Source organism: Providencia sp. PROV040, assembly GCF_032706145.1.
Taxonomy (GTDB): domain Bacteria; phylum Pseudomonadota; class Gammaproteobacteria; order Enterobacterales; family Enterobacteriaceae; genus Providencia; species Providencia hangzhouensis.
In genome coordinates this window covers 130,608-150,803 of record NZ_CP120531.1, presented here as the reverse complement: position 1 = coordinate 150,803, position 20,196 = coordinate 130,608, and the positions used below count along the sequence as shown (strand labels likewise).

Below are 20,196 nucleotides of genomic sequence, written 5' to 3'. Positions count from 1 at the left end.
ATTTACTCATTAAATTTTACCGCACCACCAGCGCTGACAAAGTGACATCCAAAAATAAACCGCCATGTAGGCGGTTCAGTTCGTTCACCCCTCAAACCAGAGAGAGGCAAGATATGCGCACCCGGCAATTTTGCGCTCATGTTTGGGGTCGAAGCTTTTGAGGATGACCATGATATGCGCCAGCGCCCATTTCAATTCAACACCTTCCTTGGCTGCTGGTGGACATTCAAGCCCGTGGTAAAACCAACGCTCAATGAAGGCAACCCAGGAATTCTTTCCCTGTTTGAATTCGTCTGGAATGAGATCCCATTTCGGCAGGAATTTTTCAATGTCCTGAGGCCCAAAGGCGAGCATAACCTGAGTGATGTTTTCGTTCGGCGTCCACGTCTTCATGATTTTCTTTTCCAGAGTCAGGATTTGGTTTTGATTGCATCGGCAATCTTGACGAGTACCGCACGCAGCTCTTTATCATCAGCGATGTTAGTCGGTAGGGTATTCAGGCATTTCTGGGGCAAGTAGATATTACCGAAGAATACCAGTTGCTCTTATACTGGCTGGAAGCTACAGATCCATTCCCAGTCATTATTGGCTTCCCAGATGCAAAGCAGCTCAGTGCCGTCATTGTTCACAGTGGTCAGTTCCAGACCGCGTTGCTTAGCAAAGTTGTGGGTCGTCTTAGTGATCTGCATGATGGTTTCCGCGTTGTTGTTTTTGATTAATGACATTGTCCACCATAACTGACCGCTGACAAAGAGTGGAAGGGTGATTTTCAGTAATTTGTCCCGCAAGAAAAACAGGCTTGTAAGCCGCATTTTGACAGGGTTTCTTTGAAAATTTTCAGCCTGAAAATCCCACGTTTTCAGAGGCAGATGAGAAGGGATAGATAGATATTTCCCTCAGGCAAATACATATGTTAAAAAGGGCGGTTTTCAGTGGTTTGTCCCGCAAGAAAAACAGGCTTGCAAGCCGCATTCTGACAGGGTTTCTTTGAAAATTTCCAGCCTGAAAATCCCACATTTTCATGCACAAGAACAGGGTTATTTCCCCTGTTTTTTCAGTTCGGCAATTTCGGCCTTTGTCGCGAGACGTTGACTACCAAACAGCCCTTTAATCAGAACGGGCTTCTCTTTTTTCCATCCCTTGATGGAGTTCAAACCAAACTGTTTCGGCTTGTTGTGATTCCAGCTTGCTACAACACTGGTCTCATTGACTTCAACGATCTGGACAGGGTGAACGGAAACGGTAGGGATATTAGTGCTTCCCAGTTTATGCCGAGTGATAGACCAAACGGTATCACCGACCTTCAGTTTGCTAATGACCATTGCTCAGTTCTCAGTGAGTGAAGAAGAGCCGCCCGCAGGCGGCTGGTGGAGGGAGGTTATGAGTTGACCCAGCTGGTGGTTTGCTCCAGAGCAAATTTAACGATGTCACACTGGTAAACGTGCCCCTCGTTAGCATCGTTTGCGATCTTGGCCCCTATAACCTCAGCGACTTCGTAATACCAGATGCCCGGCCCTTCTTTGCTGGTGAAGACCTCATCGCATTCCTCAACGATGTCGATAGCCAGTTCACGGATCCAATCCGCACACTCGATTTCACCGCCACCAGCTACGTTGAAGTCGATGCGCTCCTGCGCAGTGTCGTCCTTTACGATGAGCGGGACACGGGTTTCGTTGAAGCTGCTGAAGATGAACATTGCGACCAGAGTTGGGTTCAGAGACATCATATATCCTCGTTTGCGTTATCAGTTGTTGGACTTCCAGTATCCACCAGCCCTGACCGTTGACGAAGGCAAAAGGGCGAAAAAAACATTTTATTTCCCATCTGTCACTTGAGAGTTGCAGCCGTTCCGATATACAGCATACCGCCATTCAGGAGTGGAGAGACCTTAACACCGTAAACCGCATTTGCCTCACCATTTGACGCCTCGGATGCAGCCGCGCTTAATTCCTCCAATGCGATGCGGGCTTGCCTTGACGGTATCACTCCCCGCCTATTGGCATCGAAAGTAGCAATAACTTGAACCATCCCGTAAATCTTTTCTACTGCATAGATATCAGGAATGAGATCGGTCGTTAGAATCAACATAATCCACCCTAAAAGTTATGTGCGGGTTCGATACTGACATCACACCCTATTCCGCTGGTGGAATCTCTTTAACGACCAAGATCTCAACCTCGGCCCCCTGTTCCTGCTGCGTTAACTCGACACAGCGCAGCGCCGCAGATTTTGCAGAACACCACGAATGCGCAAACCAGTCGCGGGATTCAGTTCGGCAAGCAACCGCATGGGTCGCTTTCCATGTCAGCTCAGCTTCTTGCACTTTGCCATTGGGCAGCGTGCAGTAAAACGTACGCAGCCCCTTCTTCATTTGGCACCTACCTGCTGAGGTATCCCCAGCGCTGCGATCTGTTTGCGAACATGGTCAAAGCCAGCCCCAGTATTCACATCATAGTCTTCGACTACCGCAGACAGCACCTGTACCCGCTCGGTCGGCGTAAGGGCGCGTTCCAGGGAAAGGTCAGAAGCAATATCGGAGACGTTATCGAGTGTCAATGTGTCGAGTGCGATCATCTGACCTTCAGAGAAGTTGCTCATCAGGTAATTAATCAGGTATTCACGAGTACCGAAATTCATCATTGTTCCTCAGGGTGGGAAAATCAGCCCCCGTCTCCGGAGGCGAAAGAGTTAGTCTCGACGGCAACGTTGCTGCCGGATTTTAAAAGCTTCTTCAGCAAGGGAAAAGGCAACGTGTGCCACATCACCTTGGGTTGGCCCATTGGAACGGTTTTTATCCCAGAGTGTTGAAGCAACACCTGTCAGCGCACTCGCCAACAGTGAATCAAAAACCGCTTGCTCCTCATCAGAGGTAATTTTCAAATCAGAACTCATTGTCATCTCACTATATCAACAGGGGAGGAATTACCCAGACCACGACAGTGGCCTGAGTTGAATGTTTACGGTGCCAGGAATGTCACTTCAAACGAGCTGAGTTTGTCATCCCGATGCATGCCTTCAGTCAGCGCGGTAATTTCCTGCCACAGCGCTTTAGTCTTTTCGGTAGCGCCTTCAGCCATACCATCAACCTTCAGGTAACGTTCGGGATGGGTGACATTCAATCGGCGCTTCACAGGATCCCAGTCACTGTAATGGCTGATTTGAATACTGATGTCTGCCAGCTTCTCCGGCGCGGTGCGCTTCAGGTTCAAGATAGCTTCAAAGGTGAACACGATACGATCATTGTGGTCTTCGGTATCGAACCAAACACAATAACGAGGGAAGTGACGAACAGCGCGGCCGCTGCGACCCCAATTCACGGTGTGCTCACGAATAGACAGCAGAGTCTTCTTGTGAGTGGTAACGCCAGCATGACGGAGCAGATCGGATAAAGTGTGCATCGTATTTCCTCGTGTTATTTATTTTGTTTACTGAGTAAATTCTCGCACGAGGCCGACCGCCGACGAAACGTATACAGGGGGATAATGCCAGTTATTTTGAAATCCTGACTATCGTTCGCAAAAACCTATCCACCAGCAACAAAGCCCCGCTCGACAAAATTCGAGCAGGGTAGAAGGCAAGATGAAAGGGAGAGGCGATTAACCGAAGGTGTTAACCAATGCCCCACTTTTGCGAGCATGAATCAGCAGCGCATTATGTCGCGCCTGCACATCCTGGAGATCGGCAACTTCACCGTTCGTGATCAACCAGCCGTTAGTGCCAGGGGTACTGTATTGCACCATGCGCTTTCCACCCGCCTGAGTGTAACGGTGCGCTCGTACTTCTATGCCCTGAGGAAACATGCCTACCCCCTAACACCGCTCGAGAAGAAATTTGGACGCCTCATCGTTACTGCTCAGCTTAACGATGTTGTGCTCCACCCACTTGAAGGCACCGTTACTGCATTGGACAGGATCCCTGACGAGCAAGGAGCCATCGGCACCAACCGTATATTCGAAACCGGCCTCGGCAATTGCCAAGCGGTAGGTGGATGCCACCAGCATTAACAGTGCATCAAAGACACCAGAGGCAAGCGCTTTCTTGGCCGCGTTAATTCGTGCGGCAGTTCCGGCATTGGGTTCGATTTGCTGAATACGCTTGGCATCTTCAAGCAGCATTGCGATCAGTTGCTTCAGTTCGTTCTCGCTCATTGCGGTATATCCCAGTAAGGGCACCTCAGTCGGTGCCAGTCAGTTATTCAGGTTTGAAGTCCGAAGGGACGACAACACGGAAGAAGTCGAAGTCCTGCACAGTCGCTTTGCGCATATCATCCGATGGTGTGATCAGCTGCGGCTCCATAGACAGGCAAGCGCCCAATTGCGGTTTGCTTGCCAGAACACCCAAGATGTTTGGTTGCTCAGGGAAGGTATAACCAAAGGTGTGCCCGTTCTTGACCCAATACGTTCCGTTGATAGCGCTCATGGCTTTATCCTTTCGCTGGTGGGTTAGTGAGTCAGATAATGGTTGATGGCACGCTCAACGAACGAGACTGGAAGACCGCAGCCTTGAGCCAGGCGCTGGGTATTAGAACGAACCAGCTCACGCTCATACCCGAAGCTGCTGCTGTAGTGATACCACAGCGTGCGACCTTTTTTGAAAAGGTCAGATTCGTTTGCGATACGCATGAATTGGGCCGGAGCCTGATTCGGACGTTTTGTGATTTGATTAGTGGTGCTCATGGCATTGGCCTCGATTAATATTATTCGTTTTGTTTACCGCTCTTGAAAACAGTATCACCCACGGTTAACCGCTGACGAAGCGAATCGAAGAAAAAAAGATATTTTTTTGAGAGGGGAGGGCGGAACAGAATGGGGGAGTTCCCCCCCCGCAGTTAAGAAGTCATATTACCGTTCGGAAATGCTGGTGGCATTTTGCATGCCGGAGAGTTTCACCCAGGCCATAACCTGATCTTTGTCCAGTTGACCGTTTAAGGTGATATAGGCCGGAGCTGAAACTACCAGCGTATTACCGATCGAGAAATGGACATTCACTTCAACGCTGGACGCCCAAGGCAGTGCAAACCAGAATACAGCATCGAATGGGGAATGGATAGTGATGCCATGAATCAGTTTCACTTCCCAACGAACGCCATAGTTGTCACGGATACCGCGATAGAGATTGCCGCGATCGCAAGCCCAATCATCGCCGTTCTCGTCACGCCAGATTATCAGTTTGTCATCTGCGGCCTTAACGTTGGCCCCATACCGGGATAGCAGATTCAGGACAGCAGCCGGATCGGTGGCGACGATACTCTCGACCACATCGCGTGAATCACCATTCACACGCGTTACCGTCACAGTGTCACTTTCACCAAACCAGACTTGATGACCACTTTCCGCCAGGCGGGCAATGAGATTTAGCATTATTACTCCATGTGTTAATTATTTTTGTATGAATAGTTAACCATGACCTCAACAGCTGACGAAGCCAAAAGGGCGACAAAAATTAGAGTGACATTTTGAATGCGAAATATTGACGGCAAACCTCATCATGTTGAGGTCTGCCGATAATGATGATGTGGCGGGTTTCAGTTCTTGCAGTCGAGTTTTTTGACGAGCCAGCGCTGAGTCGGAAAGGCATCTAATTCCATCTCAATGGTACAGCGCTGGTCTGCAATGATAGCTTCATAGGTTAACGTGTCTTTAGACACCGTACCCTGGGAAATGAAAATCTTTGCGTTCGCAAGATAATCAAATGCAACCTTGCGAGCGATCTGCTCATTCTCTTTGTTCAGGTGCATCTTTGGGAATTCCCCTTCGGTCGCTGGCAACTCAACCTGAGCCAGCGCAGGTAACGCAAAGGCCAGAGACAATAAAACAAGTGATTTTTTCATTGGATATTAACCTCTTGGGATTTTAATAGGCCGAAGTATATCATTTCGGTATACTACGGCTCTATATTTTGGAGGTTATTCTCCAGGGTAAAGCAATTCGAATCGCTGAAGGAAAGCAGCGCGGGCTTCCTCCGCCGGAAGAAGTCGTAACCCCATAATATCCGCTGGTGGATACTTATCGGGATCTGGAACCGCCTGAGCATTATGACGGCCAAACATCCCCATCTCGCTGGCGAGCATCCGCAGATCGGCGACCTTGACTTCCGGCGTCTCCACCAGCGGTAATCCGTACTTTGCTCGGATAGCGCGATCGACACGGCCTTCGATTTCTCGATAATCCGGTAACCGCGCCTTAAGTGGGCTGCTAACGTCACCGCAATACGCTTCGCTGGCATCATGCATCAATGCTTCGAACGCAAGATGCGGTTCAACCAAATGGCTAATGAGCACGCAGTGTTGCGCCACACTGTAATGCTGATCCAGATGACCCGTGAAACGGCAGATATTGGACAGCGCCGTGGCAATGTCCTCAATGTCGATTGTCTCCGGGTCGATATCCTGGAAGGAAAATCGCTTACCGCTATGAGTCAGGATCCAATCAGGAACGAGGCCTTGCTTTACGGGTACGCGCATCGTTGCCAATAGCTGCGCCACCAGCGATCGCTCCAACACGGTCAGATTACCGGACGTGTCAGCCTGAAGGGCTTTGAGTTGCTCTTTAGTGTAATGCGGCAGTGTCATCTTCTCTCCGATTTTGCTTGCGCTTATCGCGCGCTGATTTTAATGCCAGCTTGTAACTGGCCTTGGCCGCTTTCTGGGTAGGGCACCAATCGCCTTCCACATCACGACCCAGATACGAGTAGTATTCGCAATACTTTTCACGGTACATCCGATATTGGTAACTATCGCCGTGGGTTCGACGCTCAACCAGGGGAGCGCGACGACCCAGCAGGAACTCACTGAAGGTGTCACCACAATCCGCATTCAGGTACTGAAGGTAGTGATTATTGCGCTTCACCTTTCTGGGTTTCGGTAACATAGCCAAGGCGATCGCTTTACCTGCCTCAGTTACCGTGAACAAGGTACCGCCACCCATCCATTTCGGTGCAGGTTGGCTGGTAGCGAAACCTGCGCCCACCAGCACAGACCAAATTTCTTCATCGCTACCACTGGCGAGAAAATAGTTCCGGCTGCTAACGCTGTTGTTCACATGGATACCCAGCGCGTGCTGCATAAGTTCGGCCTGCTGTTGCGTTACTTGCATTTCAAATCCCTCACAGATCATCCCAGAACAAATACACCATCCCACAGAACGGTAGCGAGATGATCCCGACCTGCGAACTCCCCGACCAGCTATAAGGCGTAACCAGATAGGCAAGTAACGACTCGGCCACAAGACAGAGCGCTGGAGCCAGTACGAAGGATAGTCCTCGCTTCACCTTCATCACCATGACCGCAATTGCTGGTGGCGCGATCAGCACGAAGGAACCGAACAGCGAACCCACCCAAGGTAATTTTGAACCGATCAGCGCAATGGCGAAGACAACCACCAGTAACAACACGTCACGCCAATCTTCACGAAACGCGTTTAGAAACATCACTGAGAGCCTCCACAGGATTTCCCAGCAAACTTATCGTCCTGGTTTTGGGGTGTCATCACGACGTAGGCCACGATGAGTAAAGCTCCAATCCCCAGCGAGTCCGTCCAGCCCTGCGAGGTAAAACACCACACAATACCTGCGGTAGAAACTTGCACCACACACGGCATAAGCAAAAAGAGCCCTGGCCCCATCCGTGACGGAACCAATACTGAGGCGTTCACCGCTGGCATGGCAGTCAACATGAAAACAGCTGGACGGTTCACCACCTCAAAAGTTGTCGCGCCGATCAGGGTAGCGATGATGAGGGAGACGCTGGCGAGGAATGCCTTATGGTTTTCCAATCTTTTCAGGAAAGTCATAGGGTCACCTTTTGGTTATCCTGCCAATCGGCAATCTCTTTGCGGGTAACGGCATCCATCTTTTTCGCGTTCAACGTGATGAGCTCCGCCGGTACGGATGAGAGATAGTCCCGGTAATTAGCCCGCCGTTTAACCCGTAGTATGTGAAGGGCATAAACCAGAACTCCACTACTGATGAGAGAGAAGGCCAATGCCGGGAAGGACGTTACCGAAAGGTGATCGCTGCCATCATGGATCCAAACCACCAGCGCCAGTTCAATCAACACAACTGCCATCATGATGTATGGACGCAATGCGCCCCGAACGGTACTGAAACAGTCATCGCTAAATGCCAGCAAGACCTGATGAGGTTGATAAAGTGCCATACCGGTAACTCCGTGATTGATTAACATGACCCCAAACTATCACGGGGTATTTGGCTGACGAATAGCAAATGGACACAAAAAAGGTCTTTTTGGGCGAAGGGATAACGGGAAATTCGCATGCAAAATGTCAGAAACAAAAACACCACCGTTGCTGGTGGCGCTTAATCATACCGGATATGAATAGACTGAATTGACAGACCTAATAACCTAATCATACCCAGTATGAATAGCTGATAATGCAGAGTGTCGAATCGGCCCGTCGAGCATAAAACGAAGCCGATCAGATATCCAGCGTCACATCACCCATCGGGCGACAACAGCAAGGCAACACTTCGCCTGGATTAACGAACGCCAAAGGCTTAGCCAGATACTCAACTTCACCAGCCAGTAGCCTAATCCGACACGATCCGCAGTAACCTTCCCGGCACTGATACTCAACTGCGATACCCACCGATTCCAATCGCTCCAGCATTGTGCCCTTAGCGCTGGTGGACTCTATCCTCTTCCCGCTCTGTACTGCATGAATACAACCAGGCATTTCACCACCCTCAGATCCAACCGATACTTCGAATCGCTAAAAACGCCTCAGAAGGCCTCAGAGACGTTTTATTGATTCCCATGTAATCCTACTCCGATTTGAACGTAAAAATCGCCCTGAGAGGCTCAGAGAGACAATGAGAGGGGATCCGGATCCTTTTCCGATCCTGTTAACAACATCAATCCCTATGCTACCGAACGGCCTACCGCATCAATAAATCGCCGCTCACCCACGTTGAACAGGAACGCGTCCAGCGCTTTACGTCCTGCTGACTCGGCCCCCTCCAATGCCGTTGCCAGGAAGTCAATCGGGCAAACCATCCGCCCCGAAGCCTTATGAGTTACAACCAGGTGCTGGTCTTCCATTGACCGGGTTACCAAAAACTCAACCAGCTCACCGTGAACCACACGATTGAAAGCCGCCTCTACCGATGCACTCGCATAACCACTCGCCGTTTTGACTTTACCTACTAATTCCATTCGCTTCTCCAATGTTGAATTTCAACCTGTGGACAATCCTACCACCAGCATTTCCCCGACAAAGAGGGATCGGTTGAACTTGCCAGCGATTCTCTCGGCCAACCCCTCACTGGATAACAACAAGTTCTTTTCCAGTTCACGGTTCCCAAAATAAAAAACCGCCCATTCGAAGGCGGTTTCAATTCCTGAATAGCGTTCGCGTTATTCAGCGGCCGGAGGTGTCAGCGAAAACCGCCCGATCCGCATATAGCGACCCAAGTAAAAACCAACGAACGAACTCAACACAACGCACATCGTTCCAGTAAACCCAATTGGCTCATGCAACACATGTTGCTGGATGTTCATGAACGCCCACATGAAACCTGAGTAAAACAAGAAACCAGGTACGGATACCAACCGGCGCTCTCCGTTCGCCAATGGCTGGAGCCAACCATAAACAGCACAACCAAACAAAGCGAAACAAATAAACAGGCTCGGAAAAGCTCCGTCAGCCAGAGCATTCATACCCGCCACAACCAAAAACAGCAACGAGACGTTAAACCAGTACAGTGACCCAGGGGCCGGGATTGAACTTCCAAACATGCCCGACTCGATCGGTGCCTTCGTCGTTTCGATACTCACACTTACCCCCTTGTTTTGAAATTGCGACCAGCAGATCCGATCGCACCACGCCTAAGCCATCCCCCACGGATAACAAAAGCGATTATCTTGATGACAAACTACACAGGCGATGCATTCACAACAAAAGACTGGATGCCGTTTTATCCAACCTCAGCAGATCACCCAACTGTCGGTTACCTTCCCCCCCTGGTAGCGCTACGTGAAATCTGGGGAGTCAACAGCATGATAGACTCCCGAGAGGTGCGGAGAACCTTCATCCTGTACCCACCCTGAGAGACCTCCCAACCAAAGCTGGCGGATTACACAACGCAAACAGGTGCCGGGAAATTCAAAATGCAGAATATGGCAGCGGAAATATTCAGGCAAAGGTTTTCCACCTCGTTTTGCGCCCGTTTTGGGACGGTCTCAAAACCACATCGCTAAACACCCCCAGAGGGAAAAAACGCAAAAACCGCCAACACCCCCAGAGGAAAAAACCGCCAAAAACACCAACACCCCCAGCGGAAAAACAAAATCCACAAAAACCCCCGGAGGAAATTCCTTCGAGACATCCCGCTCATCTCAACATCATACTGAACCCACCATCCGCGACCCGCGAAGTGTTTGACTCAAGCCCTGTAATCTTTCCCACCCAATCTATCGACCTCAATATCCACACACAAAACAACAAAAACAAAACAACAAATCATGACCGCATTCTCCCTTTGTTTACCCATCACACCCACCATCCGTGATACAAAACCAAAACAAATACGTGCCTTCTCGTTTCGTTTACCTTCCCACCTATCCCGATCGCTAACACTCCCCGCAAAAAACAAACCCTGTTATCCCGAAATCCTTCCTGATACCAAAGTGCCCACTGAAAGCCCGAGGGTCGCCTAAAGGCTCACTAACTGATCGCCTGAAGGCTCACTTAACAGAAGGTGACGTGGTTATATTTGGGTGCAAAAAAACCGGGACGTTGCCCGGTTTCAGATTGACTAAGGCGATGTGTTAAATCAGCTCAGGGAAGCAAGCTCGTGAATTGGCGCACTCATATTGAGAGACCAGCGCGAGACGTTGTACTCAGCATCAACCTGATAACTGACCAGGAACATGTAGATCCCGAAGCACAAGCGTGAAGGCTCAGAGAAACCCAGCATGCATTTCGACTGACGCGCCCCGAATAGTGCCATCACCTTCAAGAGCACATCCTGATCCCAATCATCAGCATGAGGGATATATACCAGAGTGTTGCGCTGTAACCCCTTCGCAAAGACTTCCAGTGCAGCCAGATCGTTATCTGCCTGAGCAAGAACTTTCACTGCCGCGACTTTCTTGTGACCCGCGATAGCATTAACGGTTTCCACAGTACCGGTTAGAATGTCACGAGACGCCTTAACCCCCCAAAGCAACTCTTCGTGCTTAGTGCCCAGGTTACGGGTGAAATTTGCACAGACCTCACCGATTGCTGTTGTTGCATTCTTGTTAACGTTTTCGTGAGACATTCTCAATAGCCCTCTAAAGTTAAATTAAACCATACCGGTCGTTTTGTTTACACAACTAAAGCCCCACGCTAAAGCTGCTTCCTGCTCTCCGTTATCCGTCGAGATAACAGCTGCCTAATTGCTCGGTTCTTTTTCATCTCAGAACGGATCAAACTAAGCTGCGGTTCGTAGGTCACAATGAGGGTCAATTCACGGGGTGTTGCATCCGTGAAAACTTTCGCAGGATAACTTTCCCCCTTGTTCACCTTCAAATATTTCGGAACCACCCTTGCAACTTCCCCACCTGCTTTTCGCAATGGAGTCATCCTTGCCCAGCGGATCCGAACAGATGGCCCCTGCTTAACAACGTTGAATGAGTAATGCGCTTTTTCACCACCAGCGGTCGCCAGCTTCCAAAAATCTTCTCTCAGCGTTGTAGCTTCGGCAGTCAAAACATCCGCCGATCTGTCCAGGGCTTTGACGCTTTCCTCCAGATGCTTGATGTAGCTTTCCACATCCATCGAGTTACCCTCACATTAAAAATTCAAAAAGGTTCAAAAAAACGGAACCCCTATTATTACCCCACATGAGATCTCTTCCGGCTAAAGCAAAAACACCCAAAATCGACTCAAAAAGTCAGTTTTACCAAAAAAGCAGTAATATTATTACGCCGCCTTAGTGATCTCATGGACTCTTTCTCTTTTTTTGCACTCTCATGGCGAAAAGAAAGGCATCAGAGTTGTCGAGTTGACGCATGAAAATACCTTTTTGCAAATAGACGTCATTTCGGGCTCTGAAGAGACCTGTTCACTGCCTTTGAGTCAACCCCGTATATAATATGGCATCAGAGTTATCTTGTGGCATTTCCCGTGATTAGCACTCTCATGGCGAAAAGAAAGGCATCAGAGTTTAAAAGTCGTTCCGTTTTCTAATCACCAGGCACACTAAGCACCAAAACAACACTTCCCATCAAGTTTTTTTGTCCTCAAAATGGGGTGCTTTTCTGATTTGCAACCAAATTAATCCCACCCAGCCCATCCTCTAAATGGTCAGAAAATCGACATAAAAGAGGTGGGATAGTCAGAGTTGGCTGTTAAAAATATTTTGGTCTAATTGGTGAAATTATGACCTTTATTTGGGTTAGGTAATTTCGTCAGCGGAGATGCTCATGATAAAACCAAAGGGTAATGTGCATTAAAAACAAGGTTTCATCATGAATCGACAGCCCTGATTTACGGCTATATCTAGCCACAAATCAGGGACAAATCAGGCCTTAAATGAGGGCTAAATCTAGCCATTAATCACGGCCAAAAATAGCCGTGAATTATGGCCTTTTTTGTCCCCGTTTTGTCGATAAAAAAGGGTGTTTTGTATTTTTTGAATGGCTATGATGTGCTCCGATTGTCTCGGGGCGAACGAATTTTTCGGGGTGACATCACAACTGTTTCACCTTGCCTACAGAATGAAAGGGCAAGGATGAGGGGGGACAGAAGGGTGTCGCAAATTGTTGTTATGTTAATAAAAGGTTAACAAATGAGTAAGAAAAACGCGGTCGTATGTGGTGTGGATATTGGTTACAGCAACGTCAAAATTGCGACTGGCGATGCTTTTGCTTCTGTGCCAGACGTCTCAATTTTCCCGGCATATGCCACCACGGAGGAAGAGGAAGACGTGAATTTGGTGAAGCGCAACCGTGATCATGAAGTCACCGTCTACCCGAACGGGAACATGTGGCGTGCATTCACAGATCGTCCGGACGGGCGTGAACTGCATGACAGTTATCACACCACGGAAATGTACTTGGCGCTGTACTTTGGCGCGCTGGCGAAAATTGCCGAACAAGTTGGGAATACCATTGACCTGTTGGTAACCGGTTTGCCAGTAAGGCTCGCCAGTGATGATAACGAACGCTCCAAGTTGGTCGCCAGATTAACGGGAACGTTCGCGATTAATCCGACCACGAAAGTAACCGTCAAGCAAGTGATGGTGATCCCACAAGGCGTTGGTGTTATTAACGATGTTGCTAATCGCGAAGGCTTTATCAGTGAGGATGAACTGTCTGAGTCCAATATTTTGGTCATCGACCCTGGTTTTTTCTCTATGGATTATGTGGCTTTCAGCAACGGTAGCCGTGTGATGAGCTCCAGTGGTTCTTCACTGAAAGCGACCAGTACGATCATTGAAGGGATTGTGCGCACGCTCAATGAAGAAAACCCGCATGAGCGTCGGGATGACCTGCCGGAAATGGTCGAAATCGCACTGCGTAAAGATGCGCCAACATTCTTTAATGGGGCGCGCCACATTGAAATCAAGCCACTGCTAAGCAAAGTTATTCCGCAGATCGCGGGTGGCGTGGTGAAAGAGCTACGCAAAAATGTCCGCTCGTTGGGCGCAATTCACATCATTGTCACAGCCGGGGGTGGCGCTCCTTATTATGAATTGGCTGTGCGGGAAGCCTTCCAGAATGCCCGCGTTGTTACAAGCCCCAATCCGGTAGCCAGCAACGCAATTGGCTTCTGGAACTACGGCGTTGACACTGTCATTTACGGTGACGAATAAAGGATAAGGATGCGCCATGCAGTTACGGGTGACGATTAATGACATTCTTTGTCCTGAGCTCGCTGCGTACCTTGACTCCTGTCCGCCGGGCAAAAGAAGTAGCGCACTGGTAGCCCTGGCGAACAGGGCTTATCTTGAAGGGTTAGGGCGCGAAGCTGCGCCCAAAATCTACAAGAAAGGAAAGGTTAGCGAGAAGCCGCGCTCACAAAAATTGGAAAAAGGAGAAGAAAAAGGGCAGAATATTTCGTCGCCGGTGGGGACCGGTCTACAATCGTCTTATTCTGAAAACCAACCTGAGTTAGCAAAACAGCAAGTAGCTCAGCCGTTGGTATCACAAGCAGTAAAAGCAGTATCCAATATACCAGGAAGCATTATTGAGTCTTCGGAGCCGTGTGGGGCGGTGCTGATGAAGAGCGAGGCAGGAAGCGAAAATACATTGTCGGTATCAGTGGGCGCTCAATCCACTGTGAGGGATACCGATGTAAACGCTGAAAAATCGATCCAAACAGAGCCCGCGTTACCGCGTAAACGGTTCCGCTTAGGCTAAGCCACTCTGTTGGGTTAGGGGTAAACAAAATGGGTAAATTACTGTTAAGCGCCAGTGTGGCAGCAGTAATCCTCTCATCTCAAATACTTCCAGCACAAGCTGGTGTGGTTGATTTGCGAGGAACGGCATGGGAAAAACATGCCAAGAAAGAATGCGGTCTTGATCCACATCTCTTATACGCCGTTGCTTTATGGGAAAGCAAACAGCGTGCCGGTGGCGGCGGTTATGTCGCCCCAAGTCCGTGGGCACTGAATAATGCAGTTTACGGTGCCTACTATCCAAAAAACTACGAAGATGCGAAACGTGCGCTTAAGCGCTATATGGCCGCATCTAAAGTAACCGATATCGGTATCGCCCAGGTCAACTATCGCTGGAACGGGAAGTACGTCAGCAATCCAGAAGAACTTCTGGATGTAGACACTAACATTCGGGTTGGTGCGAAAGTGTTATGCAACGCTATCAAAAACTCCCCAGATGACATCGTTTTAGCAATAGGTAGTTATCACACTCCGAACCCGGCACTGCGTGAAAAAGCGCGTTGGTACGGTACGAATGTGCTCAGGATCTGGAAGAGGCTGATTGAAAATGGTTAATGAAAATATCTCTTTATTAAGCTGTGCCGCTTCACTGGAAACACGCGCGCAATCTTTTTTCCGCAGTCCGTTTGTCCTGTCTGAAGATGACCGCTCCGTGTTAAAAGACAAAGACCTTTTAGCTCAGCTGACAAAATCTGTTAAATCTTACAACGTACCTGTATTCATCGTTGACTACATGCCTGGTCGTAAACTCACTGAAGTGGATAACTTCGTCCGGCATGACTCCTATATTCTCCGGCTCGCACTTCTCGTGTTCAGCATCCGGGTGAAAATTCTAAACGGCACGCTGGCCGAGTCATTTTATTGGTTAGGCTCCGATGAAGCGTTGAACTTCATTGAGCGGCTCGATGACAGTCAAACAATTGACGCCATCATAAAAGGTGAGCTGTATATCAAACCAGTTCGTTCGCTGCGTGAGCTCGCTTCTGGAGAGTGGAGCTCAGTCTTTGGCAGTGATAACCCGCACATGACTTTGCCAGCCTATTTACAATTACGTTATGAACATTGGAGCACAGATCTATGAAAGCCGCACTCGTAAAAGATGAAGACATTTTTGCTTTGGCACAGCGGATGGTCAAACTGGGATTCCGACGTCGCATCATCACCACGTCGTTGAATGCCAGTGACCGACTCATTGACCATTTGAAAAAACAGTTCGGTCAGGAAGAAGTGGCAATTGGACGCTTGAAACTCTCGGAAACTTTCTTGGCTTCACAGCCTAAAAAATTGGAAGCTACCAACTTTATGAGCATCTATCTTCGTCGCGCCAAAGACCCTAGCAATCAGGATGATATCAGTGAAGTCGTCGATTCATTTGAAGTCTATCGCGAACTGAATATGCGCTTCAGACCGACAATTGCGGCAGATGTTATGCTTCATCCAAATGAGGCCTGGACACTGGCGCGTGACTTCCGTTCTGATGAGATCCGAATGGTGAAATGCGTACATTGCAAAATGTCCTTCATCACTCCTTTTGACGGTGATCGTTCGAATAAAAAGCAGAAGTGCCCGTTCTGCGAAGATAAGGCTCATTAATGCAAATGCGTATTTTAGTTGGGGTATTGGCAGTATTAGCTTTGCAGGGATGTGCTTTTAAAACGTTGCCGGGTAGCCAGTTGGTCGCACCTGGTTATATGCGCGTGAATCTGTGCCAGAAACTGGACTCACCTGAGCTTTGCAAGTCAAAGTTTGGCGAGTTTAAGAAACGGCTGATCGTGAAAGACATTTCCTCCACGGCGGGGTACATCATTCCAGATTCTGTTGGCTGGGGATGGGGGGTAAACAAAGTGTATGCACCTTTTGTTTTCTACGACCCAGAACTGAAGACAGAGATTTACCCTCAATCAGGGGATTTTATTCCGGGCAATTTCGAACCCGCCATTAAAGTACCTTGCACGAAAGATGCGTCATGCAGCCATCAGCAAGTGCTAACCGCTTGGAAAGATTCAATTTAAATCAAATTCATAGCGATAGATCCCTTATTTAAAAATAGGGGATTTTTTTTGCTCAGATTTCTTCGTCAGCGGTTAAGGCGGGGTTACTATGATCTCAACACGAAAAACTACTTACCTGCAATCCTACAAACCAAAGGTACTCGACATGAAAAAGATTTTGACCGCATCACTGATCACCCTGGCGATGGTAATGACCGGTTGCGCATCCAAACCTGAACCGATGCCGGTTGATGTGAATCCGTCTGAAGCATTGCAGTTCGCGCGCTCTATGGAAATGCGTTTGATTAACGATGCTGGTGATAATTACGTTATTTATAATAAGCTGGTTGATGGCGGTAACATTCTCCCTCTCGAAACCCCTGTACGAGCTGGTGAGGTAGCTAAGATCCAACGCTCTGGTGCGGGTACAGCTGAGCTCGTTGGGGGGCTTGCTATTAAGGACCCGTTCATTGCATTAACTGGTTTTTTAACTGCTAAACGACCTCAGCCTTATGTTGATGGGGTTGTTTTATTCGGCTCCTGGGCTGGGGGCGATCGAGAAATTGATCAGGCCGAAATGCATAAAGTCTTTAAATCTTTTGCTCCAAAGATGGAAGGTTTCGAAGATTACGAACTTTGTGGTAAGGATAAAAGCTGGAAATGGTTCTCATTGAGCAAAGCTAAAGACACCGGGTATTTACCCAAACCACCGACGGTAGTGAATCCTAGCGAGTATCGTTCCGGATATGCGTCGTCTTGCTTCTTCTATCTTGCTGCTAAAAAAGAGAACCTGGCGTTAATGAAGGAGATTTCCGTAGCTCTAGGTGCTAAGCGTGCATTGTTTGTGCCGGGCTCGCAAGAGCACGCGCCATACGTATTCCATAATGGCCGGGCATTAGAATTTAAAAAATAAGTTCGTTTCCGCCAAAAAAAGAAACCCCGCGAGGAAAATTCCAGCGGGGTTTTTTATTACCTACAGAGTCCCTACCTTACTTGAATAGAGTCACCTGCTTTCTCCTTCAGATCGTAAACGTCGATACTATCAACACCACTCTGGAATCGTTCGAGACTGTTCTTACGCGTTCCATCAACGTTCAGAATGCTACCTTTTCCCGTAATGCTGTCAAGGTTTACAGACTCTGGAGTGGGGAGCAAATCAGCGGAGTAGAGGGAACCAATCCACTCAGAGAGATCTACTTTGGAGAAGTCGATACGGCCAAACTCTTCTAGGGTCAAACCGCGACAATCAGGATTTTTGTTATCCCCCCATCCGATCCCCAATTGAGCTCGCCCCTGCTCTTGGAAGATGCGGCCAATCTGTGAGTTGAAGGTGCAGTAACTGGACCGTTTTTCAATACATTGACCAAGGAGCTTACTCTGGCACCAACTGTCTATGAAGGTGGCGAGTTTGGTTTCCTTTTTCACTGCCAGTTTGAATTCATCAGCCGTGCATGCCCAGATAATGTTCACGAGGATATTTGCTATCTGGTAAGCCATGTATGCATATCCCACCACTGAAATAGCAGAAGTAATGGTAGATGAAAGTTCAACGGAAGAAGCCAAAACACCATCCGATACAGCGGTTCCACCAGCAGTGCCCCCAGCCTGGAATATAGCATTGGTAACACTTGCCCCAAAAGTATCAAGGGTCCATTGGGCCACTTGCTTAGTCAGTGTGCCTATAGCCTGATCCATTACCTGACCGATACCAAGGTCAGCAACTTTATCTGCAACTGCCGAGCCAGCATTACCAGTTAAGCTATCCAATGCTGACATTGCTGGTTTAGTGATTGCGTCAATTGCACTATTAGCCAATTCAGATCCCATGTCGAACAAGCCTTTACCTTGCTCAAACATACCGGCTTTAACTGCAAGGGCATCGGAAACCTTGAGGGTGTAGTAGGTTAGCTGAAGGTATTCAATCCAGCTAACATCAACCGGTTGATTACAGCAATCGACCCAACCACCTAACGCTGATTTACATGTGGCCGCTTCGCCTTTAAACAACGAACAGGCACGGTCAACGTTGATGGTTTCGTCACCGCAGGTCATTTCGTTCACTGCATAAGTCGCTGCCTGAAGCATTGCCACAGCCGTTTGGAAGTCACCGCTAGGTTCTGATTCAGGCGTTAAGCAGGTGCCGTTAATGCACTGCACTGCGCCTGCACATTGGTACGTCTCGGTTTGTGTAGTGCTTGGCACTGTGACATCTTGGCCGCAGTCCCAAGTTTCTGTGGCTTGCCAGCAGCCACTTTGCCCACCAGCCGCCCCTGTGATACAGGTGGATTTGATGAAGTTACAGGCATTGTTGCTATCAAAATCTTTACAGGAGTTGTTAACCCCGGCGTCGGTACCACAGTTCGAGACAACAGTTGCGCTACGGCAGAACGGCGAAAGCCCTCCGATAGGGGGCGTCTTGAGGTCTTTTTCACAGACGGTAACCCCATTGATATACGCGCAGCCGTTGGCATCCGGCGTGACTGTTTCGTTACAGGTCACCGAGTAGTTTTGGCAATAACCTTGATTTACGGCATCCAAAAAGGTATTAAAACCGTCCTGATTATCAGCAATCCATTCATCTTTGCTGACAGCCTTGGAAGGGTCATAACGTACTTCCAGTTTTGCGTAACCCTCACCATTGCCATACACTGAAACACGGGTTTTGAAGATCAACTCGTCGCCATTTTGGACTTCTTGGAAGTTTTGAGTTACATCTGCTTGCGGATCTACACGCCAACTTGTGTCCAACTCACAAGGTCCATCGGTTTCCGGCGGGAATAGCTCCCCTTTTTTATAGTTCCAAGGACGATATTTTCCATCAGTCCCAGCGTCTTTCATGCCAGCAACGGGTCCAGCAAATACCTTTTTATCACCCAGGTAGATTTGCATGTAGTCATCCCAAGTTGCGTAGGTCAGTTTTGCACTTGAAATAGCTTGCGGGTTATATACTCGAACCCCAGTGTACTCTTCATATATTTTGCAGCGACCATCCCAGTAGTTGTCACCGACACGACCTACCCAGAGAGTGACGCAGGCCTCACCGCAGCCTTCGATGTTTGCAGAGCCTGAGCTATGACTCAGGAACCCTGCGACGTAAGGATGCGTTAGGCGATACGTCCCGCTTACGCTGGTGGTGCGGGTGCATTCTTTCATGTCAGGAATGTGCTGCTTGACACCATCGGTATTGAGCTCAGAGGTCATCGAGCAGTCATCAAGATCCTGCATGTACTTATCTTGGTTCGCCAGAAAGTCCTTGTGCTTGTCGAAGATGGAGTCTGTGATCTTGATTTTAGCCGTGGTCTTCGTTGAGCCTGCAACCGCACGATAGGCTTCACCACGAAGAGATGATTCTGACGCCAGTGCTGAGCCAGTATCAAAACCAAGCTTCTGAGTCTCCCCATCATTCCCGTAAACAGATTTGAGTTGATCGAGTGAGGTGGATGAACCTTCACTGGGATAAACACTATTTAAATTAACAGCTTCGCCGTTTCCGTATTGAACGGTGCCGTTGCTATTCGCAGAAAGGCCCGGTAGAGACTTATAGAATTCAACTGCGGACTGAGCACTGGAAGTTGAGTTCGACGAGTAAGCATAGGGGGCATACATTGCGACACCCAAGTGGCTCATCGTGAACAGCGTGCAGACCGCTTTTGAAAACCAATTTTTCCTAAAAAGGGTTATCATTCGTAATCACCTTGTAGAGATGGCAGGCATTGGTAGTAGGCGCTTCACTGAAAATTTCGTCGCTGGAAAGAAGTGTGAGAGAATCAACACATAGAGACGCCATTGAGCAAGCATAAAT

General features: G+C 48.7%; 33 protein-coding genes. 8 read left to right on the top strand and 25 right to left on the bottom strand.

All coding sequences use genetic code 11. The features are described 5' to 3' along the window. Positions 1 to 84 precede the first annotated feature (84 nt). Positions 85 to 393 carry a hypothetical protein gene (locus tag P3L40_RS23380; RefSeq protein WP_131680396.1) on the bottom strand — a complete coding sequence of 103 codons (309 nt, stop codon included), beginning with the start codon at positions 391 to 393 and terminating at the stop codon, positions 85 to 87. A 146-nt stretch (positions 394 to 539) separates the two neighbouring features. Between P3L40_RS23380 and P3L40_RS23375 the strand changes: the two genes are divergently transcribed. After that, positions 540 to 719, top strand: a complete 180-nt coding sequence (locus tag P3L40_RS23375; RefSeq protein WP_136135405.1) for a hypothetical protein — start codon at positions 540 to 542, stop codon at positions 717 to 719. A gap of 318 nt (positions 720 to 1,037) precedes the next feature. Here the strand turns inward: P3L40_RS23375 and P3L40_RS23370 are convergent, their stop codons facing one another. From P3L40_RS23370 to mobI, 23 genes are all read right to left on the bottom strand, one after another. Next, the gene (locus P3L40_RS23370; RefSeq protein WP_131680394.1) at positions 1,038 to 1,322 is read right to left on the bottom strand and encodes a hypothetical protein; all 285 of its coding nucleotides are present in this window, start codon (positions 1,320 to 1,322) and stop codon (positions 1,038 to 1,040) included. A gap of 56 nt (positions 1,323 to 1,378) precedes the next feature. Continuing rightward, positions 1,379 to 1,723 (bottom strand): hypothetical protein, encoded by a 345-nt coding sequence (locus P3L40_RS23365; RefSeq protein WP_131680393.1) that lies wholly within the window; start codon positions 1,721 to 1,723, stop codon positions 1,379 to 1,381. A gap of 104 nt (positions 1,724 to 1,827) precedes the next feature. Continuing rightward, positions 1,828 to 2,088 carry a hypothetical protein gene (locus P3L40_RS23360; RefSeq protein ID WP_131680392.1) on the bottom strand — a complete coding sequence of 87 codons (261 nt, stop codon included), beginning with the start codon at positions 2,086 to 2,088 and terminating at the stop codon, positions 1,828 to 1,830. A 46-nt stretch (positions 2,089 to 2,134) separates the two neighbouring features. Beyond that, positions 2,135 to 2,371 (bottom strand): hypothetical protein, encoded by a 237-nt coding sequence (locus tag P3L40_RS23355; RefSeq protein WP_131680391.1) that lies wholly within the window; start codon positions 2,369 to 2,371, stop codon positions 2,135 to 2,137. Continuing rightward, positions 2,368 to 2,637 (bottom strand): hypothetical protein, encoded by a 270-nt coding sequence (locus P3L40_RS23350; protein ID WP_131680390.1) that lies wholly within the window; start codon positions 2,635 to 2,637, stop codon positions 2,368 to 2,370. The genes P3L40_RS23355 and P3L40_RS23350 overlap by 4 nt, the downstream gene beginning before the upstream one ends. Positions 2,638 to 2,688: 51 nt before the next feature. Further along, positions 2,689 to 2,892 carry a hypothetical protein gene (locus P3L40_RS23345; protein ID WP_131680389.1) on the bottom strand — a complete coding sequence of 68 codons (204 nt, stop codon included), beginning with the start codon at positions 2,890 to 2,892 and terminating at the stop codon, positions 2,689 to 2,691. Between the two features lie 65 nt (positions 2,893 to 2,957). After that, positions 2,958 to 3,398 carry a hypothetical protein gene (locus P3L40_RS23340; RefSeq protein ID WP_131680388.1) on the bottom strand — a complete coding sequence of 147 codons (441 nt, stop codon included), beginning with the start codon at positions 3,396 to 3,398 and terminating at the stop codon, positions 2,958 to 2,960. A 198-nt stretch (positions 3,399 to 3,596) separates the two neighbouring features. Beyond that, positions 3,597 to 3,800 (bottom strand): hypothetical protein, encoded by a 204-nt coding sequence (locus tag P3L40_RS23335; RefSeq protein ID WP_131680387.1) that lies wholly within the window; start codon positions 3,798 to 3,800, stop codon positions 3,597 to 3,599. Between the two features lie 9 nt (positions 3,801 to 3,809). After that, positions 3,810 to 4,148, bottom strand: a complete 339-nt coding sequence (locus P3L40_RS23330; RefSeq protein WP_131680386.1) for a hypothetical protein — start codon at positions 4,146 to 4,148, stop codon at positions 3,810 to 3,812. 43 nt (positions 4,149 to 4,191) lie between these two features. After that, positions 4,192 to 4,419 (bottom strand): hypothetical protein, encoded by a 228-nt coding sequence (locus P3L40_RS23325; protein ID WP_042847181.1) that lies wholly within the window; start codon positions 4,417 to 4,419, stop codon positions 4,192 to 4,194. 23 nt (positions 4,420 to 4,442) lie between these two features. After that, positions 4,443 to 4,676, bottom strand: coding sequence for a hypothetical protein (locus P3L40_RS23320; protein WP_136135406.1), 234 nt, complete (start codon positions 4,674 to 4,676; stop codon positions 4,443 to 4,445). Between the two features lie 165 nt (positions 4,677 to 4,841). Continuing rightward, positions 4,842 to 5,360: a hypothetical protein gene (locus tag P3L40_RS23315; protein WP_131680384.1), complete on the bottom strand. Its 519-nt coding sequence runs from the start codon at positions 5,358 to 5,360 to the stop codon at positions 4,842 to 4,844. Between the two features lie 164 nt (positions 5,361 to 5,524). Continuing rightward, on the bottom strand, positions 5,525 to 5,830 hold the full coding sequence (locus P3L40_RS23310) for a hypothetical protein (protein WP_131680383.1): 306 nt from the start codon (positions 5,828 to 5,830) through the stop codon (positions 5,525 to 5,527). 75 nt (positions 5,831 to 5,905) lie between these two features. Next, entirely contained in the window at positions 5,906 to 6,571 is a 666-nt protein-coding gene (locus P3L40_RS23305; protein WP_410482072.1) for an HD family hydrolase, read from the bottom strand. Next, positions 6,549 to 7,094 (bottom strand): hypothetical protein, encoded by a 546-nt coding sequence (locus P3L40_RS23300; protein ID WP_136135407.1) that lies wholly within the window; start codon positions 7,092 to 7,094, stop codon positions 6,549 to 6,551. The genes P3L40_RS23305 and P3L40_RS23300 overlap by 23 nt, the downstream gene beginning before the upstream one ends. Positions 7,095 to 7,104: 10 nt before the next feature. Beyond that, a complete protein-coding gene (locus P3L40_RS23295) occupies positions 7,105 to 7,431 on the bottom strand; it encodes a hypothetical protein (RefSeq protein WP_131680381.1) in 327 nt (108 codons plus the stop codon). Then, a complete protein-coding gene (locus P3L40_RS23290; RefSeq protein ID WP_136135408.1) occupies positions 7,428 to 7,790 on the bottom strand; it encodes a hypothetical protein in 363 nt (120 codons plus the stop codon). The genes P3L40_RS23295 and P3L40_RS23290 overlap by 4 nt, the downstream gene beginning before the upstream one ends. Beyond that, positions 7,787 to 8,155 (bottom strand): hypothetical protein, encoded by a 369-nt coding sequence (locus P3L40_RS23285; RefSeq protein ID WP_131680379.1) that lies wholly within the window; start codon positions 8,153 to 8,155, stop codon positions 7,787 to 7,789. The genes P3L40_RS23290 and P3L40_RS23285 overlap by 4 nt, the downstream gene beginning before the upstream one ends. 280 nt (positions 8,156 to 8,435) lie before the next feature. Further along, complete coding sequence (gene yfaE, locus P3L40_RS23280) at positions 8,436 to 8,693, bottom strand: class I ribonucleotide reductase maintenance protein YfaE (protein ID WP_131680378.1); 258 nt, start codon at positions 8,691 to 8,693, stop codon at positions 8,436 to 8,438. Between the two features lie 185 nt (positions 8,694 to 8,878). Further along, positions 8,879 to 9,172 (bottom strand): hypothetical protein, encoded by a 294-nt coding sequence (locus tag P3L40_RS23275; protein ID WP_094962587.1) that lies wholly within the window; start codon positions 9,170 to 9,172, stop codon positions 8,879 to 8,881. 201 nt (positions 9,173 to 9,373) lie between these two features. Next, the gene (locus tag P3L40_RS23270) at positions 9,374 to 9,793 is read right to left on the bottom strand and encodes a hypothetical protein (protein WP_131680377.1); all 420 of its coding nucleotides are present in this window, start codon (positions 9,791 to 9,793) and stop codon (positions 9,374 to 9,376) included. 998 nt (positions 9,794 to 10,791) lie between these two features. After that, complete coding sequence (locus P3L40_RS23265; RefSeq protein ID WP_094962584.1) at positions 10,792 to 11,280, bottom strand: hypothetical protein; 489 nt, start codon at positions 11,278 to 11,280, stop codon at positions 10,792 to 10,794. A 68-nt stretch (positions 11,281 to 11,348) separates the two neighbouring features. After that, complete coding sequence (gene mobI / locus P3L40_RS23260) at positions 11,349 to 11,780, bottom strand: conjugative transfer protein MobI(A/C) (RefSeq protein ID WP_094962583.1); 432 nt, start codon at positions 11,778 to 11,780, stop codon at positions 11,349 to 11,351. A 1,012-nt stretch (positions 11,781 to 12,792) separates the two neighbouring features. Between mobI and P3L40_RS23255 the strand changes: the two genes are divergently transcribed. The 7 genes from P3L40_RS23255 (at position 12,793) to P3L40_RS23225 (ending at position 17,307) form a co-directional block, all read left to right on the top strand. Continuing rightward, on the top strand, positions 12,793 to 13,818 hold the full coding sequence (locus P3L40_RS23255) for a ParM/StbA family protein (protein WP_136135409.1): 1,026 nt from the start codon (positions 12,793 to 12,795) through the stop codon (positions 13,816 to 13,818). A 16-nt stretch (positions 13,819 to 13,834) separates the two neighbouring features. Further along, entirely contained in the window at positions 13,835 to 14,365 is a 531-nt protein-coding gene (locus tag P3L40_RS23250; protein WP_131680375.1) for a hypothetical protein, read from the top strand. Between the two features lie 29 nt (positions 14,366 to 14,394). Then, positions 14,395 to 14,958 (top strand): transglycosylase SLT domain-containing protein, encoded by a 564-nt coding sequence (locus P3L40_RS23245; protein ID WP_131680374.1) that lies wholly within the window; start codon positions 14,395 to 14,397, stop codon positions 14,956 to 14,958. Next, the gene (locus P3L40_RS23240; RefSeq protein WP_131680373.1) at positions 14,951 to 15,484 is read left to right on the top strand and encodes a hypothetical protein; all 534 of its coding nucleotides are present in this window, start codon (positions 14,951 to 14,953) and stop codon (positions 15,482 to 15,484) included. Before P3L40_RS23245 ends, P3L40_RS23240 begins: the two co-directional genes overlap by 8 nt. Beyond that, positions 15,481 to 15,996, top strand: a complete 516-nt coding sequence (locus P3L40_RS23235) for a FlhC family transcriptional regulator (protein WP_094962578.1) — start codon at positions 15,481 to 15,483, stop codon at positions 15,994 to 15,996. Before P3L40_RS23240 ends, P3L40_RS23235 begins: the two co-directional genes overlap by 4 nt. Further along, positions 15,996 to 16,415, top strand: coding sequence for a hypothetical protein (locus tag P3L40_RS23230; RefSeq protein WP_094962577.1), 420 nt, complete (start codon positions 15,996 to 15,998; stop codon positions 16,413 to 16,415). The genes P3L40_RS23235 and P3L40_RS23230 overlap by 1 nt, the downstream gene beginning before the upstream one ends. A gap of 145 nt (positions 16,416 to 16,560) precedes the next feature. Next, positions 16,561 to 17,307, top strand: coding sequence for a hypothetical protein (locus P3L40_RS23225; protein ID WP_131680371.1), 747 nt, complete (start codon positions 16,561 to 16,563; stop codon positions 17,305 to 17,307). Between the two features lie 71 nt (positions 17,308 to 17,378). Here the strand turns inward: P3L40_RS23225 and traN are convergent, their stop codons facing one another. Beyond that, the gene (traN, locus tag P3L40_RS23220; protein WP_136135411.1) at positions 17,379 to 20,078 is read right to left on the bottom strand and encodes a conjugal transfer mating pair stabilization protein TraN; all 2,700 of its coding nucleotides are present in this window, start codon (positions 20,076 to 20,078) and stop codon (positions 17,379 to 17,381) included. Between the last annotated feature and the right edge of the window lie 118 nt (positions 20,079 to 20,196).

Excerpts from the sequence above, each read along its gene's own strand:
- P3L40_RS23380 (WP_131680396.1), bottom strand. The coding sequence starts at position 393 with ATGAAGACGTGGACGCCGAACGAAAACATCACTCAGGTTATGCTCGCC.
- P3L40_RS23370 (WP_131680394.1), bottom strand. The coding sequence starts at position 1,322 with ATGGTCATTAGCAAACTGAAGGTCGGTGATACCGTTTGGTCTATCACT.
- P3L40_RS23365 (WP_131680393.1), bottom strand. The coding sequence starts at position 1,723 with ATGTCTCTGAACCCAACTCTGGTCGCAATGTTCATCTTCAGCAGCTTC.
- P3L40_RS23360 (WP_131680392.1), bottom strand. The coding sequence starts at position 2,088 with ATGTTGATTCTAACGACCGATCTCATTCCTGATATCTATGCAGTAGAA.
- P3L40_RS23355 (WP_131680391.1), bottom strand. The coding sequence starts at position 2,371 with ATGAAGAAGGGGCTGCGTACGTTTTACTGCACGCTGCCCAATGGCAAA.
- P3L40_RS23350 (WP_131680390.1), bottom strand. The coding sequence starts at position 2,637 with ATGAATTTCGGTACTCGTGAATACCTGATTAATTACCTGATGAGCAAC.
- P3L40_RS23345 (WP_131680389.1), bottom strand. The coding sequence starts at position 2,892 with ATGAGTTCTGATTTGAAAATTACCTCTGATGAGGAGCAAGCGGTTTTT.
- P3L40_RS23340 (WP_131680388.1), bottom strand. The coding sequence starts at position 3,398 with ATGCACACTTTATCCGATCTGCTCCGTCATGCTGGCGTTACCACTCAC.
- P3L40_RS23335 (WP_131680387.1), bottom strand. The coding sequence starts at position 3,800 with ATGTTTCCTCAGGGCATAGAAGTACGAGCGCACCGTTACACTCAGGCG.
- P3L40_RS23330 (WP_131680386.1), bottom strand. The coding sequence starts at position 4,148 with ATGAGCGAGAACGAACTGAAGCAACTGATCGCAATGCTGCTTGAAGAT.
- P3L40_RS23325 (WP_042847181.1), bottom strand. The coding sequence starts at position 4,419 with ATGAGCGCTATCAACGGAACGTATTGGGTCAAGAACGGGCACACCTTT.
- P3L40_RS23320 (WP_136135406.1), bottom strand. The coding sequence starts at position 4,676 with ATGAGCACCACTAATCAAATCACAAAACGTCCGAATCAGGCTCCGGCC.
- P3L40_RS23315 (WP_131680384.1), bottom strand. The coding sequence starts at position 5,360 with ATGCTAAATCTCATTGCCCGCCTGGCGGAAAGTGGTCATCAAGTCTGG.
- P3L40_RS23310 (WP_131680383.1), bottom strand. The coding sequence starts at position 5,830 with ATGAAAAAATCACTTGTTTTATTGTCTCTGGCCTTTGCGTTACCTGCG.
- P3L40_RS23305 (WP_410482072.1), bottom strand. The coding sequence starts at position 6,571 with ATGACACTGCCGCATTACACTAAAGAGCAACTCAAAGCCCTTCAGGCT.
- P3L40_RS23300 (WP_136135407.1), bottom strand. The coding sequence starts at position 7,094 with ATGCAAGTAACGCAACAGCAGGCCGAACTTATGCAGCACGCGCTGGGT.
- P3L40_RS23290 (WP_136135408.1), bottom strand. The coding sequence starts at position 7,790 with ATGACTTTCCTGAAAAGATTGGAAAACCATAAGGCATTCCTCGCCAGC.
- P3L40_RS23285 (WP_131680379.1), bottom strand. The coding sequence starts at position 8,155 with ATGGCACTTTATCAACCTCATCAGGTCTTGCTGGCATTTAGCGATGAC.
- yfaE (WP_131680378.1), bottom strand. The coding sequence starts at position 8,693 with ATGCCTGGTTGTATTCATGCAGTACAGAGCGGGAAGAGGATAGAGTCC.
- P3L40_RS23275 (WP_094962587.1), bottom strand. The coding sequence starts at position 9,172 with ATGGAATTAGTAGGTAAAGTCAAAACGGCGAGTGGTTATGCGAGTGCA.
- P3L40_RS23265 (WP_094962584.1), bottom strand. The coding sequence starts at position 11,280 with ATGTCTCACGAAAACGTTAACAAGAATGCAACAACAGCAATCGGTGAG.
- mobI (WP_094962583.1), bottom strand. The coding sequence starts at position 11,780 with ATGGATGTGGAAAGCTACATCAAGCATCTGGAGGAAAGCGTCAAAGCC.
- P3L40_RS23255 (WP_136135409.1), top strand. The coding sequence starts at position 12,793 with ATGAGTAAGAAAAACGCGGTCGTATGTGGTGTGGATATTGGTTACAGC.
- P3L40_RS23250 (WP_131680375.1), top strand. The coding sequence starts at position 13,835 with ATGCAGTTACGGGTGACGATTAATGACATTCTTTGTCCTGAGCTCGCT.
- P3L40_RS23245 (WP_131680374.1), top strand. The coding sequence starts at position 14,395 with ATGGGTAAATTACTGTTAAGCGCCAGTGTGGCAGCAGTAATCCTCTCA.
- P3L40_RS23240 (WP_131680373.1), top strand. The coding sequence starts at position 14,951 with ATGGTTAATGAAAATATCTCTTTATTAAGCTGTGCCGCTTCACTGGAA.
- P3L40_RS23235 (WP_094962578.1), top strand. The coding sequence starts at position 15,481 with ATGAAAGCCGCACTCGTAAAAGATGAAGACATTTTTGCTTTGGCACAG.
- P3L40_RS23230 (WP_094962577.1), top strand. The coding sequence starts at position 15,996 with ATGCAAATGCGTATTTTAGTTGGGGTATTGGCAGTATTAGCTTTGCAG.
- P3L40_RS23225 (WP_131680371.1), top strand. The coding sequence starts at position 16,561 with ATGAAAAAGATTTTGACCGCATCACTGATCACCCTGGCGATGGTAATG.
- traN (WP_136135411.1), bottom strand. The coding sequence starts at position 20,078 with ATGATAACCCTTTTTAGGAAAAATTGGTTTTCAAAAGCGGTCTGCACG.